Origin of the sequence: Marisediminitalea lipolytica (assembly GCF_001758465.1) — a bacterium.
Classification (GTDB): Bacteria; Pseudomonadota; Gammaproteobacteria; order Enterobacterales; family Alteromonadaceae; genus Alteromonas; species Alteromonas lipolytica.
Genome location: NZ_MJIC01000016.1, coordinates 250,814 through 265,979, shown reverse-complemented (window position 1 = coordinate 265,979; position 15,166 = coordinate 250,814). Strand labels below are relative to the sequence as shown.

Genomic DNA, 15,166 nt, shown 5'->3' with positions numbered 1-15,166 from the left:
AAAATGGGCAAGGCCCAAAACATGATGCAGTCAAGGAGCATTCAATGAAAGTCTTAAAGTTTGGTGGTTCATCTCTGGCCGATGCACAACGCTACTTGCGAGTGACCGAGATTAGCCTGACGATCCACCAGGCAAATGGCGCAGCAGTAGTATTGTCAGCCCCGAAAGGCGTTACTAACGCGCTTGGAGCCCTGTGCGACCAGGCAGCGGCGGGTGAAGACTACGAAGTTCTGTTTGGCGAATTAAATGACAAAGTGCTTGGCATTGCAGCAGAACTCAACGAACAGGTTGAGAATTTTGACGTTGCTACCATTAACGACTTTATTACCACCCAGCTTACCGGTCTGAAAAAGCAGTTACAGGGTATTGCCCTGCTGGGCCGCTCACCGGATGCTATTACCGCTAGCATTATGAGCCTGGGTGAGTATATCAGTGTTAACTTGTTTAGCGCGATTCTGACGGCAAAGGGTGTCACTAATCAGATTATCGACCCGGTTGAATACGTGATTGCAGAGGGGGAATACCTTGATAGCATTGCTGATGTGGCACTGAGCAAAGCGAACTTTAGCGAAGTGGTGACAGACGGTAGTCAGCTGATCATCATGCCTGGTTTTGTCGCCGCCAATGAAGCGGGTGAAAAAGTCACCCTGGGACGCAACGGCTCCGATTACTCGGCGGCAATTCTGGCGGCTTGTATCGATGCAGAATGCTGCGAAATCTGGACCGACGTAGACGGTGTGTATAATGCCGATCCAAACCAGGTTGAAGGGGCAGTATTGCTGGATAAGCTGACTTATCAGGAAGCCATGGAGCTGTCTTACTTTGGCGCTAAGGTACTTCATCCAAAAACCATTGGTCCAATCGCTCAGCATCATATTCCGTGCTTAATTAAAAACACCTTAAACACGAGCGCGCCGGGTACGCTGATAAGTAACGAAGCCAGTACTACCTGGACCAGCGTTAAAGGTATTTCTCAACTGGATAACATTTCTATGTTTAATGTTGCCGGCCCGGGTATGAAAGGCATGGTTGGCATGGCCAGCCGGGTGTTTGAGGTAATGTCCAACGCGCATATCTCTATCAGCCTTATCACCCAGTCGAGCTCTGAGTATTCCATCAGCTTTTGTATCTCCAGTAAGGATGCAGCGCGCGCCCAGAATCTGCTCGAAGATGCCTTTGCCCTGGAACTGCAAAACCAGTTACTTGATCCCATTGAAGTGCGCCACGATCTAGCCATTGTGACCCTCGTAGGTGATGGCATGCGTCATACCAAAGGTCTGGCGGCACGCTTCTTTAATGCATTATCCCAGGCGCGGGTGAATAACATCGCTATTGCCCAGGGATCTTCTGAGCGCTCAATTTCTACGGTTATCGAAGCGCCGCGTGCGAAGAAAGCAGTTAAGGTTATTCACCAGAACTTCTTCTCTGATCTGCATACCATCGATGTGTTCCTGGTGGGTTGTGGTGTGGTTGGCGCCGAACTGCTGGGACAAATTGCTAAACAGCAACCCACGTTACTGGCGCGCAATATTCAGCTACGCGTTTACGGTATTGCTAATAGTCGCAAACTGCTGCTTGATGGCCATGGCGTGGATGTCAGTGGTGACTGGAAAGCGGCGCTGAGTGAATCTGCTGACAGCTTCTCGGTAGAGCGTCTGCATGAATTCGTTAATAAGAACGCACTGGTTAATCCTGTGATCGTGGACTGTACCAGTAATGCGGCAATTGCGAGCCAGTATGTCGATATGATGGAACATGGCTTCCACGTGGTAACCCCAAACAAGAAAGCCAACACAGACAGCCTGGCTTACTACAAAAAGCTGCGTAAAACCGCACTACAAACTAACCGTCAGTATCTTTATGAAACCACGGTTGGTGCAGGTTTGCCGGTTATTGATAACCTGCAAAAACTGTTTATCGCCGGTGATGTGCTACATCGTTTTGAGGGCATTTTGTCAGGAAGCCTGTCTTACGTGTTTGGTAAGCTTGAAGAAGGGTTAAGCTTGTCCCAGGCAACCAGCATTGCCAAGGACAACGGTTTTACAGAGCCAGACCCCCGTGATGATTTAAGCGGTATGGATGTGGCCCGTAAGCTGTTAATCATGGCCCGTGAAGCGGATTTGGAACTTGAACTCAGTGATATTGAGATTGAATCTGTGTTACCAAAAGGCTTCGCCGAAGACTGTGATGTCGCCAGTTTCATGGAACAGTTACCACAGCTTGATAAAGACTTTGCCGCACGGGTTGAAAGTGCCGCGACGGAAGGTAAAGTATTACGCTACATTGGTTCCATTGAAGGTGATAAGTGTAAAGTGACCATTCAGGCAGTGCCCAATTCACATCCGCTGGCCGCAGTGAAAGATGGCGAAAACGCGTTAGCAATCCACAGTGATTATTACACGCCTATTCCTTATGTTATTCGTGGCTATGGTGCAGGTGCGACGGTTACCGCAGCAGGTGTCTTTGCTGATGTGCTGCGGACCATGCCCTGGAAACAAAACGCGCATTAACCGGTTTTAGAGATTAGTAGAAATGAAAACAACCAGAGCTTACGCACCCGCATCAATTGGCAACATCAGCCTTGGCTTTGATGTACTGGGCGCAGCCTTACAACCATTGGATGGTAGTCTGTTAGGTGACGAAGTCATTATCAGCGATGCAGACGAATACGGTTTAGCCGTTGCCGGTGTCTTTGCCCATAAACTGCCAGCGAATGCCGATGAGAACATCGTTACCGATTGTTACCGTTACTTTATCAATGCAATGCAAGCGCGCAATTTACCTACCAGTCCGGTGCAAATCACCTTGCTGAAATCGCTGCCTATCGGCAGTGGTCTGGGGTCAAGCGCGAGCTCGATTGTGGCGGCTTTTCATGGTCTGAACGAGCACTTTGATCGTCCGTTTGATAAAACCACCCTGCTGAAAATGATGGGTGAGCTGGAAGGGCAGATAAGCGGTAGTATCCATTACGATAATGTTGCCCCTTGTTATCTGGGCGGTATGACATTAATGACCGGGCAGGAAGACAACGTTACGGTTTCTCTGCCGGTGGTGAAAAGCTGGTACTGGGTGGTGTGCTATTCGGGGATCAGCGTATCCACTTCAGCAGCACGGAATATCCTGCCCAATGCGGTACCGCTGAAAGATACGCTCACTTTTGGCCGTCAGTTAGGTATCTTTGTGCACGCGTTGTACAACGATGACTATGCCATGGCGGCCAGTGTGATGCAGGACGTGATCGCCGAGCCATACCGTAAGTCATTGCTACCGATGTTTGATGAAGCGCGTGATTACAGTATGAGCAACGGCGCGCTGGCATTTGGTATTTCGGGCTCAGGTCCAACCGTGTTCGCAGTGTGTGATGACTATCGTCAGGCCAACGATATCGCCAATTGGCTGACTGAGAACTATATTCAAAATGAAGATGGCTTTAGCCATGTTTGCCGTATCCCCGCCAAAGGCGCCGGATCTCAGCAAGAACAAGAGTAAGGTATAAGTAAGTGCAACTGGTAAATTTAAAAGACGCAAGTGAACAGGTATCATTTGCGCAGGCAGTAAAACAAGGTCTGGGTCGTAATCAGGGGTTATTCTTTCCAACTGAAATTCCTACCTTTGACGATATCGATGCATTGCTGGCAATGCCTTTTGTCGAGCGCTCAACTAAAATTCTATCTGCGTTTATCGCCGATGAGCTGGGTGAAGAAACCGTTGCTGAAATCGTTAAATCAGCCTTTACCTTTCCGGCTAAAGTTGAGCAGGTCAACGATAAGACCTATTGTCTGGAGTTATTCCACGGCCCGACGCTGGCGTTTAAAGATTTTGGTGGCCGCTTTATGGCCCAGTGTTTATCGCGCATCAGTGATGGCTCGCCAATTACTATCCTTACCGCCACATCGGGCGATACCGGCGCTGCCGTTGCCCATGCTTTCCACGGTCTGGAAAACATTAACGTAGTAATCCTGTTCCCTAAAGGCAAAATCAGTCCGTTACAGCAAAAGCTGTTTACTACGCTGGGTGACAATATTCACACTGTTGCCATCGAAAGTGACTTTGATGCGTGTCAGGCTATGGTTAAGCAAGCGTTTGACGATGCTGATGTGCGTGAAGGACTGCATTTAAACTCGGCTAACTCTATTAACATCAGTCGCTTGTTAGCGCAGGTGTGTTACTACTTTGAAGCCGTTGCACAACTGCCGGAAGACAAGCGCAGCAAAGCCGTGTTCTCGGTACCAAGTGGTAACTTTGGTAACCTGACTGCGGGTATGATTGCCAAAACCATGGGCCTGCCGATTAAACGCTTTATCGCGGCGACTAACCTGAATGATACCGTACCACGTTATCTTAAAACCGGTGAGTGGGCGCCTAATGCCACCGTAGCAACCATGTCAAACGCCATGGATGTAAGCCAGCCAAATAACTGGCCGCGCATTGAAGCGCTGGTGGAGCGCGGTTACCTGAGCAAGGATATTCTGCGCGGTGAGTCGGTGGATGAAGAATACACTCAACTGGCCATGCGTCAGTTACTGAAAGAAGGTTATACCTCTGAGCCACACGCTGCCATTGCTTACCGTGCGGTAAGTCATGATCTGAATGACGATGAAGTTGGCGTATTTTTAGGTACAGCCCATCCGGCTAAATTCCGTGAAACGGTAGAAAACGTGTTAGGCACGCCGTTAAGCCTGCCTAAACCATTGGCTGACTGTGCCAACATGGAAAGCCTGGAAGCCGAGCTGCCAGCGGATTACGAAGCGCTGAAAGCGCATATGTTTGCCCTGTTAAAAGGCGAGTAATGCCTGGTTGGCAGGAAATACTCGGGCCACAAAAACAGGCAGACTATTTTGTTAACCTGATGGCCCGGGTTGAGGCTGAGCGTGAGGCGGGTAAAGTCATTTATCCACCCTCACATGATGTCTTTAACGCCCTTAAATATACCCCTCTGGATGCTGTAAAGGTTGTCATTCTTGGACAGGATCCTTATCACGGTCCCAATCAAGCCCATGGTCTGTGCTTTTCGGTTTTACCCGGCGTAAAAACGCCGCCTTCGTTAGTTAATATTTATAAAGAGCTGGCGGCAGATATCGACGGATTTGCGATACCCAATCACGGCACACTGACAAGCTGGGCAGAGCAGGGTGTGTTGTTATTAAATACGGTATTAACCGTAGAGCAGGGTAAGGCACACAGTCATGCTAAATGGGGGTGGGAACGATTTACCGACGCGATTATCGACGCCGTTAATCAACATCAACAGGGCGTTGTGTTTTTGTTGTGGGGCAGCCACGCGCAAAAAAAAGGCATGCATATCGACACCAGTAAGCATCATGTGCTGAGTGCACCACACCCTTCTCCGTTGTCTGCACACCGGGGGTTTTTTGGCTGTAAGCACTTCAGCCAGACTAACCAGCTGCTGGTGAGCCAGAATAAGTCGCCTGTTAACTGGCAGGTATAAGCAACCAGCTAATAAGCGACGTTATCAGCTTTTATGGCCCGATTTAAAAATCAGATGCCCTAAACGCAAACGACCACATCAATGATGTGGTCGTTGTGTGTTCTTAGCGAGCGCTTTCTTCTAAAGCCAGGTCAAAACTCATATCGATATCAGCGAGTTCCTTTTCCAGTTGATACCGGTCTTTAATTGCTTCGATTTCTCTCCACTTACGTTTTTTACTTTTGGTTTTGGTTGAAGTTTCGTCTAGGTTAAGCATTGCAAATAAATCTGAAGTATCCACGGAGATCTCCTTGTAATTACCGCTAACTACACTGTCAGTGCGCCTTTATTGACTCCTGACAATTTTTGTACCACAGCTGTTGCTAGATTAAAATAGTTTTATTTACTTTTAATTAACAAATTATGACGCTGTGATGACAATCCGTGGTGTTCGATAGCAGAGGAACCTTTGCGTGGTCCCTCTGTTAAGTTGCACATTCTTGGCTCAGATTATGACCAGTAATGTTTATTTTGGTGCATTGGTTTGCTTAAAGCGATTTATCAGATTCTGGGTTGAGCTGTCAAAAGTCTCTGCTTCTGTATTCCCCTGAATCCCCGCTAACACTTGATTTCCAAGGACTTTACCTAATTCTACGCCCCATTGGTCAAATGAATTAAGCTGCCAGATAACACCTTGTACGAACACCTTATGTTCATACATTGCAACCAGCGCGCCAAGTGTAAACGGATCCAGCTTTTCAAATAAAATAGTGTTGCTGGGTTTATTGCCCGGCATGGTTTTATGCTGTGCGAGGCGTTTACGCTCGGCTTCATCCAGCCCTTTATCGGCTAAATCAGCGTAACAGTCCGCAAAGGTTTTACCCTGCATCAGTGCCTGTGCCTGGCCAAAACAGTTAGAGGCCAGCATGGCATGGTGGGTATCGTCCTGATTGGGCACATTCAGTGGCATCAGAAAGTCCGCCGGGATAACGCCATGACCCTGGTGGATGAGCTGGTGGAAGCTGTGCTGGCCGTTGGTACCTTCGCTGCCCCAGATAATAGGACCCGTTTCGTAACCAATAGCATCACCGTCCTGCGTAACCAGCTTACCGTTACTTTCCATATCAAGCTGCTGCACATAGGCTGGCAGGCCACGCAAGTAATGATAATAAGGAAGCATTACGTGTGATTGCGCACCAAAGAAGTTACGGTACCAGATACCCAGCATGGCCAGGATCACCGGCAGGTTTTGCTCATTGGGGGCAGTTTTAAAGTGCTCATCCATGGCAAAGGCACCTTCAAGCAGGCCCTTAAAGTTGGCAAAGCCGAGGCATAAGGAAATCGGCAAGCCAATGGCAGACCACAAGGAATAGCGACCGCCAACCCAATCCCACATGGGGAAGATATTTTCTTCGGCAATACCAAACTCAGTGGCTGCCTTAACATTAGAAGACACCGCAACAAAGTGTCTGGCGATATCTTCCTGAGTGCCACCCTGTTTAAGGAACCAGTCTTTTGCCGTTAGCGTGTTTTGCAGTGTTTCCTGAGTAGAAAACGACTTGGATGACATCACAATCAGCGTGTCTTCGTGATCCATAGCGCTTAGGACATCAGTAATGTGGCAACCGTCTACGTTGGCCACAAAGTGCACTTTAACCGCATCCTGCTGATAGGGCTTAAGTGCTTCGGTCATGATTTTCGGGCCAAGGAAAGAGCCGCCAATACCGATGGCCACAATATGTTTGATAGCCTTACCGGTATAACCTTTGTGCTCACCACTGTGCACACTGTGGGTGAACGCTTCAATCTTATCCAGTGTTGCCAGCACTTCCGGCATAACATCTTCACCGTCTACTATCACGGGTTGGCCGGAAAAGTTGCGCAGGGCAGTATGCAATACCGCTCGTCCTTCGGTGTTATTGATAATATCACCGTTGAACATAGCGTCGCGGTGTTGGGCAACACCACGGGCATCAGCCAGATCAAATAAAGCTTTTAAGACATCTTTAGTCACCCGGTTTTTCGAGAAATCGAGAAATAAACCACAGGCTTCAACATTCATATCGGCGGCGCGGTTTGCGTCACTGGCAAACCAGTCACGCATATGTTCTTTCTCTACCAGTTGTGCCAGTGATTCAAGCGTTTGCCACTGGGCTGATTCCGTGAGCGTTGTCATACTTAGTTCCTACTAAACTTTTCAGTGTAAAGGTTTATGATTGCAATACGTTAGTGGACGCGTATTACAAATTGTTGAGTTTTTCGGTTAACAGGCTTTCCAGTTTTTCCTGATCCGCGGCAAAGTTGCGGATACCTTCGGCCAGTTTTTCCGTAGCCATGGCATCTTCATTCATATCCCAGCGGAACTGTGCTTCGGTTAATGCAGCACCCGGCTGTTCGGTAGCACCGTTGTCAGTTAATTTTGCTTCAACTTCGCCCGGCGCATTGGCCAGTTCTTCCAGCAACTGCGGGCTGATGGTCAGACGGTCACAGCCAGCAAGCTCAAGAATTTCACCGGTATTACGGAAGCTGGCGCCCATCACAATGGTTTTGTAGCCGTTTGCCTTGTAGTAGTTGTAGATGCTGGTTACCGATACTACGCCCGGATCTTCACTGGCTTCATAGCTGTCTTTGCCGGTGGCTTTTTTGTACCAGTCCAGAATACGGCCAACAAAAGGTGAAATCAGGAAGGCGCCGGCTTCAGCACAGGCACGGGCCTGGGCAAAACTGAATAGCAGGGTAAGGTTACAGTTAATACCTTCTTTCTCCAGCACCTCAGCGGCGCGGATGCCATCCCAGGTAGAGGCAATTTTGATCAGGATTTTGGATTTATCGATACCGGCATCGGCATACAGTTCAACCAGTCGGTGAGCTTTAGCGATGGTGGCTTCGGTATCAAAGGATAAGCGCGCGTCTACTTCGGTAGAAATTCGACCAGGAATGCTACCAGAAATCTCTTTACCAATGGCCACGGCCAGTTTGTCTGAGGCGTCAGTTAATTGCTGTGCTGCATCATCCGACTGGCTGGCAGCCCAGCTGACAGCTTTGTCAATTAAGGTGGCATATTGCGGTAAGCTGGCAGCTTTTAAAAGCAGTGATGGGTTGGTTGTTGCGTCAACCGGCTGGTATTTCTTGATGGCGTCGATATCGCCGGTGTCTGCGACCACGGTAGTGAGTTTACGGAGTGACTCTAACTGATTGCTCATTTGCTTTACTATCCTGAATTTTGTTATGGCCAGGCAATCACAACGATGGTGGTGATGCATAACCGAGTTAGTTTTACTGTAGGGTGCCTTTATCTGGCTTTTATGGGCGAGTATACCATCCAGTGTATACCAATCTCACGGAGAGTTTAACCGCCAGATTGCGCCTTCAACAGCAATAGGTTCTGATAAAGGATGTGGGGGAGTTATGCGGCTTTCTCAAGATGGAAACCGCGCTGATTAATGGTTCGTAAAAAATTGAATCAGCTAATCGCTTTTTGTGGCCTGATACCGCGAATGATGAGTGGTATACTTGCGTCATTGATATAGGAGAAAGCATGTTAGTTGTTGTATCCCCCGCTAAAAATTTAGATTACGAGTCCAGAGTGCCGGTTAATGAGTTTACCCAGCCGGGTTTGCTGGATGACGCCGCGACTCTGGCCGAAGAGTGTAAGGATTTAAGTCCGGCGCAGCTTAGCTCATTAATGAAAATCAGTGACAAACTGGCAACGCTGAATGCCAATCGATTTGCCGAATTTTCCCTTCCCTTTACCGCTGATAATGCCCGTCAGGCGCTGTTTGCGTTTAACGGTGATGTGTATACCGGCCTGGACGCGCAAAGTCTGAGTGAGCAGGATATTGACTATGCTCAGCAGCATCTGCGGATTCTGTCAGGTTTATACGGGGTGCTAAGACCGCTCGATTTAATGCAGGCCTACCGCCTTGAAATGGGCACTAAGCTGGAAAACTCCCGGGGTAAGAATCTGTACGAATACTGGGACACTAAGATTACCAGTGTTCTAAACAAGGCATTAGCCGACCAGGGAGACAATGTGCTGATTAACCTGGCATCCAATGAGTATTTTAAATCCGTCAGGAAGTCAGCGCTTGAAGGCATGATCATTACGCCGGTATTCAAAGATAAGAAAAATGGCCAGTACAAAATTATTAGTTTTTATGCCAAAAAAGCACGCGGCTTAATGGCGCGCTATATCATTCAAAATCAGGTGAAGGGTGTAGATGGATTAAAGGCTTTTGATACTGCTGGTTACTATTTCAGTGAAGAACAAAGCTCAGCTACAGAGCTGGTGTTTTTGCGCGAAGAGCAATAGGCGCTCAACGCAGTGTGGCAAACAGAAGAGCGCAGCAGGGCAACCCGCTGCGCTTTTTGGTTTATGGCTTTAATTGCTCAATAAAGAAGTTAGTCTTCATGGTTTGTAAGTGCAGTGTAGTGCCTTCGCCCTCACTAATCCTGTGACTGCGGTTAGGGTAGGACATAAACCTGAACTGTTTGTTGTGCTTCACCAGTTCGTTGATTAATGCTTCGGTGCCCTGATAGTGAACATTATCATCGCCGGTACCGTGTACCAGTAACAGCTCGCCTGTCAGATCTTTGGCAAAAGTAATGGGCGACGTATTGGTATAGCTATCGGGATCCGTTTTGGGGTTGCCGGAATAGCGTTCCTGATAAATCGTATCGTAGTAGCGGATATCGGCTACCGGTGCCTGAGATACCCCAACGTGGAATTTATCCCCCTGTCGGAATAAGGCATTAAGCGTAGAACTGCCACCACCTGAATGACCCCAGATACCGACTCTGCTGGTATCAATCTGCGGCCAGCGCGCTGCAATAGCGTCAAGGGCATCAGCCTGATCGCGTACGGTAATGCTACCTATTTTCTTATAGATGGATTTGCGCCAGTCACGCCCTTTGGGCGCGCGGGTTCCGCGGTTATCCACCGACACCATAATAAACCCTTTCTGGGTCATCATGCTGTTCCATAAATAGCTGCTGCCGCCCCAGCTATCCTGTACAGTCGAGCCCCAGGGTTCGCCATAAACGTAGAAAATGACAGGGTATTTTTTACTTTTGTCCATGTCGGGTGGGAACATTATCCAGCCATCAAGGGCCACACCATCGCGGGCTTCAACGCGGAAAAACTCATGCTGCGGAAGTGACTCCTGCGCCAGGCGGGCGTTTAACTCGTTGTTTGTGGTGAGTTGAGTAACCGGTTTATGTCCCGCAGTTTCGATAATCTGGCTGCGTGCAGGCTGATTAAAACGGCTATGGGTATGCATGGCAAAACTGGCATCTTTTGACATGTAGTAACGATTATTACCGGTAAACTCCGTTGGCGTAACCAGTTCTACCGGCTTACTGCCATCAAGCGAGCCCTTAAACAGAAAACGCTGTTCCGGCGCATCCGGCGAAGCCGTAAAGTAAATGCTGTTGGTGTTTTCGTTAATGGTGATTAAGTCAACAATGTCGTACTCGCCGGGCGTCAGATCGACAATGGATTTACCATCCCGGGAAATCGAGTACAGGTGACGCCAGCCGTCGCGCTCACTGTGAAATACAAAGTGGCTGCCATCTTCCTGCCATTCAGCCGCGTAGTACCACTCAAGGAAGGCATCATCCTGGTCGGTGTAAATGGTCTTTAATGCGCCCTTTTGCCAGTTGAACAAACGCAGAATGTTGGTGTTTTGCGGGCGGTTAACATCCTGAATCAGGATCTCATCACTGGTACCCGCCCAGCTTATGCGCGGGACATAACGATCGCGGTTGTCACCGGGTAGCGGCGCCCATTGGGTTTGTTTGGAGGCCAGCGATACCACGCCCACTTTCACTGCTGAGTTCTGCTCGCCAGCTTTAGGGTAAGGAAAGCGGGTGAGTGTGGGGTAGAGTGAATCAGTGTTATTGATCATGGTGAAGTATTCGACACCAGATTGATCAAGCTGCCAGTAGGCTATGGCCTGGCTATCCGGGCTCCAGCGAAAACCATCGGTAATGGAAAATTCTTCTTCATAAACCCAGTCAAAGTTGCCGTTAATAATAGTGTCGCTGCCGTCGGTAGTGAGTGCCGTTACCATTTGCTTACCGAGCGTTTCAACATAAATATTGTTGTGCTGAACATAAGCGATTTTGCTGCTGTCCGGGCTGAACTTAGCAAACATCACACTGGTGGCTTCAGGTGACTGTCCGCCCAGCTGATACAGGTTGTTATTTTCCAGGTTAAGCACCCAGTAATCGCCGCGGGTACGGTGACGCCAGACTTTTTGTCCGTTGGTAAAAATGAGCGCCCATTTACCATCGTCTGACCAGCGGTAATCTTCGATGCTCAGGGCTTCGTCAGCGCCTTCAGGCGTGAGTTGCTCAACCGTGATAAGCACCTTGCGGCCGCTGCCATCGGGCTGGTAAAACACGATGTCGTTGCCTTTAACACCATGGCTATCATCATCCTTGCTAGCTTGCGATTCGTCGCGGGCTTCAAGCACGGTATAGCCGCTGCCGTCATCGAGCCAGCGAAAATACGGTGCGCGTTCACTTTTAAATTCTTTGTTAGTGTAAATACGCTCAAGAGATAAGGTCGGTGTGGGTTCAGTTGTTGCTTCCGGGGTTGGTGCGCAGCCAGCCATGGCCAGTAAACCTGCACCGGTAATCAGGGTTTTGGTAAATTTTTTCAATGTGAGTCCCGTCGTTTTTATATGCACAACAGTGCTTTGGAGTTTTGAGTGTAATGGATATACGCGCAGACGCAAAGGAGGTTGGTAGTCTTAACCTGGCCGCTTAACGTGCAATGCACAGAGCCTGTTTACCTGACCCGATGGCTTTTGCTGTAGGGCAGTATTTTCAGCACCAGGCCAGCCATCAACGCAAAGGTTGCGCCGATTAAAACGTCGGTCATGCGGGCAATGATCAGGGTTTCTGCGCTGTAACCAATTGGGGCTGTGTGCGCCAGAATTACCGTGAGTGGCGTAATAAACACGCAGGCCAGGGCATAGTTTTTGGCAATGAGCATTTCAATGGTAAAGGCCAGAACAAACAATAAAGCGACCAGTATCACCGGTGACGGCGAGAGCGAAAAGATGCCCGTAGCGAGTAGCATACCCAGTCCTGTCCCAATGGACCGATGTAATGAACGTTGCCAGAAGTCGGTCATACGTTGGCCTTGCAGTACCGCAGCAACAGTAATGGGTACCCAGTAAGGGTTATCGATACCAGCCATACCAGCCAGGTAATAACTGCCGCCAACGGTGATACCGACAACCAGTGCTTTGGTGAACAACGCCGGTTGCCACAAAGGTGTATCGGGAGTCTCAGGCCGCGGTGGTTTTGGCCGTATCAGCAGTAAATCGTGGAGCAAGACCATACTGGTAGCAAACAGACTACCAGCGAAAAAAGCACCCGCCATAAAAGGGATTTCGCTGCTTTCAACATGATGGGTTTTACTTAAACAACAGACCATGATGAAAAAGAACGCCGCCGGCGGGCGCATTTGTTTGTACAGGGCCAGATACACGGCAATGAAAGATACCAGACTGAGTGATAAGGCTGATGCTGGCAGAAACGATTGAGTCAGCAACCCAAGGGTAAATGACGCGCCAAAAGGCACGATCATTTTAACCAGGGTGCTGGCCCGGTAACCCGGAGTAAAAGACGGACTGTAAAGTCCTAACAACGCCCCGATACAGGCGGTGAGACCGGCATTAAGATGGTTAGTAAGCAGCCCTACCATAAGTGGCGATGCCATACAGAATGAACAGAGCAGAATTAGTGGTAACGGCCGCGGAATCGGGTTTAGCGTGAACAGCGAGGTAAAGCCATGCAGAAAACCCCGATGGGCCTGCTTTGCAGTGCTGGATAAATTGCGCCGGGTAAAGCGTGCCACACTAGCTCTCCGTCAGCCGTGAGAAAGATTAGTCAACGTACATTTTCTGCTGAAACTTCAGGGTTTCAACGGTATTACCCCGGCGAATTTCGATATTAAACCGGTACGTCTCGTCATGGCGAAAATCAAATACGGCCAGGTAATAAATGGCATCGCCTTCCTGAACTTTCTTAAAGGCCAGTTTTTTCTCGGTGCCCAGCAGGTTAGTCGCCGTGCCCTGCATTCCCACAGTTTGTGCCTGTTGCGTAGCGCTTTCGAGCACGGAAATATTCACCAGTGCATTGTATTTACTGCGCACAATACCGTACTGACGGGCAATTTCCGGGCTAAAGAAAGTGGAATTAACCACAATGTAGTGCACATCCCACTGGCCTAACTGTTCCTTTTGTTCGGCTTGGGCCATAAAAGCCAGAGGCAAAAGTAGCATTGATAGCAAAATGCCCCGTAAGCCTTTCTTAGCGAGATAGTTACTCATAAAAATCTCCCCGGGTTAGTAATAAGGTAGGTAATCACGCAGCACCAGCTGAATGGCCTGCAGCGCGATGATGGCAACCAGTACCGACAGATCCAACCCCCCGATGGGCGGGATAATACGGCGAATCGGTGCCAGAAATGGTTCGGTAAGCTGCTGCATCACATATTCAATGGGGTTTCTGCCCTGTGATACCCAGCTTAAAATAGCGCGCAGAATGAGTACCCAGAACACCAGGGTCAGGAATTCTTTAACCACATCCAGTGCCGAGATAATGAGTAAGCCCAGAGGGTTAACATTGCCACCAAACAGCAGGGTGAGCACCAGGTATTTCGCTAAGGCTACCAGCAGTGCCAGCACCAGGGTGGCAACATCAAAGGCGCCGATAGAAGGAATGATCCGGCGCATTGGTCCAATAATCGGGTGCGTGGCTTTAACCACAAACTGGCTGAACGGGTTGTAAAAATCAGCCCTGGCCATCTGTAGCCATAGCCGTAATAGCACCACCATCAGATACAAATTGAAAACAGTGGTGATAAGAAATACCGTGGCGTTCATTGCTTGTTCCTATCCTAAAATAAAGTAGCCATTTCCTCGGCACGCGCAACCGCGGCCTGCATCGCTTTTGCGACAATTTGTTGTAAATCACTGTCGATCAGAGAGTTAACCGCTGCTGCGGTGGTGCCGCCTTTAGAGGTTACCTGAGCGCGTAATTCACTTAATTCAAGCTGCGGATTTTCGCAAACCATTTGTGCTGCACCCAGCATAGCCTGTTGCACTAACAGGCGGGCATCATCTTTGCTGAAGCCCTGGGCCATGCATTCGTCCTGCATCGCTTGCAGGAATAAAAAGAAATAGGCCGGACTGCTGCCTGCTGCTGCAATGACGCCGTTAATGCCGTCTTCCTGCTCAACCCACAGGGTTTTGCCTACAGCCGCCATAACATCCGCCACATAATCCCGATCGGCCTGACTGACAGAGTCCTGCGCATACAGGCCAGACATACCCATGCCCAGCAGACTTGGCGTATTTGGCATCACCCGAACAACGGGGTAATCACCACCCAGCATTTCCTGTAAGCGGCTTACCGGTAAGCCTGCGGCTATCGAAATAAACAGCTTGCCGCTGAAGTCTGTTTGTTGCTGCATTGCTGCGCAGACGTCGGCCATCATTTGTGGTTTTACGGATAACACAATGGCATCGGCAAACTGGCAGGCTTCATCGTTGGACTGAGTCACATTGATACCCAGCTCTTCCTGCAGGGCATCAAGCTTTGGCCGCGAGCGGTTGCTGGCAATGATAGCCTCTTTGGGATAACCAGATGATACCAGTCCGGCAACGATACTGCGGGTCATGTTACCCGCGCCAATAAATGCAAGTTTACGATGTTGCATGA

General features: G+C 49.2%; 13 protein-coding genes. 5 read left to right on the top strand and 8 right to left on the bottom strand.

What is annotated here, in order from left to right; translation table 11 throughout:
• The first annotated feature begins 44 nt into the window (after positions 1–44).
• The 4 genes from thrA to ung are packed head-to-tail and all read left to right on the top strand — an operon-like array spanning position 45 to position 5,449.
• Positions 45–2,510 (top strand): bifunctional aspartate kinase/homoserine dehydrogenase I, encoded by a 2,466-nt coding sequence (thrA, locus tag BFC17_RS19655; protein WP_070178219.1) that lies wholly within the window; start codon positions 45–47, stop codon positions 2,508–2,510.
• A 22-nt stretch (positions 2,511–2,532) separates the two neighbouring features.
• Positions 2,533–3,489 (top strand): homoserine kinase, encoded by a 957-nt coding sequence (gene thrB / locus BFC17_RS19650; RefSeq protein ID WP_070178218.1) that lies wholly within the window; start codon positions 2,533–2,535, stop codon positions 3,487–3,489.
• 11 nt (positions 3,490–3,500) lie between these two features.
• Positions 3,501–4,790, top strand: coding sequence for a threonine synthase (gene thrC, locus BFC17_RS19645; RefSeq protein WP_070178217.1), 1,290 nt, complete (start codon positions 3,501–3,503; stop codon positions 4,788–4,790).
• A complete protein-coding gene (gene ung, locus BFC17_RS19640) occupies positions 4,790–5,449 on the top strand; it encodes a uracil-DNA glycosylase (RefSeq protein WP_070178216.1) in 660 nt (219 codons plus the stop codon). The genes thrC and ung overlap by 1 nt, the downstream gene beginning before the upstream one ends.
• Positions 5,450–5,552: 103 nt before the next feature.
• Here ung and BFC17_RS22350 read toward each other — a convergent pair whose 3' ends face one another.
• The 3 genes from BFC17_RS22350 to tal form a co-directional block, all read right to left on the bottom strand.
• Positions 5,553–5,729 carry a DUF3545 family protein gene (locus tag BFC17_RS22350; protein ID WP_083271860.1) on the bottom strand — a complete coding sequence of 59 codons (177 nt, stop codon included), beginning with the start codon at positions 5,727–5,729 and terminating at the stop codon, positions 5,553–5,555.
• Positions 5,730–5,954: 225 nt separating this feature from the next.
• Complete coding sequence (gene pgi / locus BFC17_RS19635) at positions 5,955–7,604, bottom strand: glucose-6-phosphate isomerase (RefSeq protein ID WP_070178215.1); 1,650 nt, start codon at positions 7,602–7,604, stop codon at positions 5,955–5,957.
• Between the two features lie 64 nt (positions 7,605–7,668).
• Positions 7,669–8,631: a transaldolase gene (tal, locus tag BFC17_RS19630; RefSeq protein ID WP_070178214.1), complete on the bottom strand. Its 963-nt coding sequence runs from the start codon at positions 8,629–8,631 to the stop codon at positions 7,669–7,671.
• A 335-nt stretch (positions 8,632–8,966) separates the two neighbouring features.
• Here tal and yaaA point away from each other — a divergent pair, with 335 nt between their 5' ends.
• Positions 8,967–9,740 carry a peroxide stress protein YaaA gene (gene yaaA / locus BFC17_RS19625; RefSeq protein ID WP_070178213.1) on the top strand — a complete coding sequence of 258 codons (774 nt, stop codon included), beginning with the start codon at positions 8,967–8,969 and terminating at the stop codon, positions 9,738–9,740.
• Between the two features lie 61 nt (positions 9,741–9,801).
• Here yaaA and BFC17_RS19620 read toward each other — a convergent pair whose 3' ends face one another.
• From BFC17_RS19620 to proC, 5 genes are all read right to left on the bottom strand, one after another.
• On the bottom strand, positions 9,802–12,045 hold the full coding sequence (locus BFC17_RS19620) for a S9 family peptidase (RefSeq protein ID WP_083271873.1): 2,244 nt from the start codon (positions 12,043–12,045) through the stop codon (positions 9,802–9,804).
• Between the two features lie 176 nt (positions 12,046–12,221).
• Positions 12,222–13,298 carry an FUSC family protein gene (locus tag BFC17_RS19615; RefSeq protein ID WP_070178211.1) on the bottom strand — a complete coding sequence of 359 codons (1,077 nt, stop codon included), beginning with the start codon at positions 13,296–13,298 and terminating at the stop codon, positions 12,222–12,224.
• A 28-nt stretch (positions 13,299–13,326) separates the two neighbouring features.
• A complete protein-coding gene (locus tag BFC17_RS19610) occupies positions 13,327–13,773 on the bottom strand; it encodes a DUF4426 domain-containing protein (RefSeq protein ID WP_070178210.1) in 447 nt (148 codons plus the stop codon).
• A gap of 15 nt (positions 13,774–13,788) precedes the next feature.
• Positions 13,789–14,328 (bottom strand): YggT family protein, encoded by a 540-nt coding sequence (locus BFC17_RS19605; protein ID WP_070178209.1) that lies wholly within the window; start codon positions 14,326–14,328, stop codon positions 13,789–13,791.
• A 14-nt stretch (positions 14,329–14,342) separates the two neighbouring features.
• The gene (gene proC / locus BFC17_RS19600; protein ID WP_070178208.1) at positions 14,343–15,164 is read right to left on the bottom strand and encodes a pyrroline-5-carboxylate reductase; all 822 of its coding nucleotides are present in this window, start codon (positions 15,162–15,164) and stop codon (positions 14,343–14,345) included.
• Between the last annotated feature and the right edge of the window lie 2 nt (positions 15,165–15,166).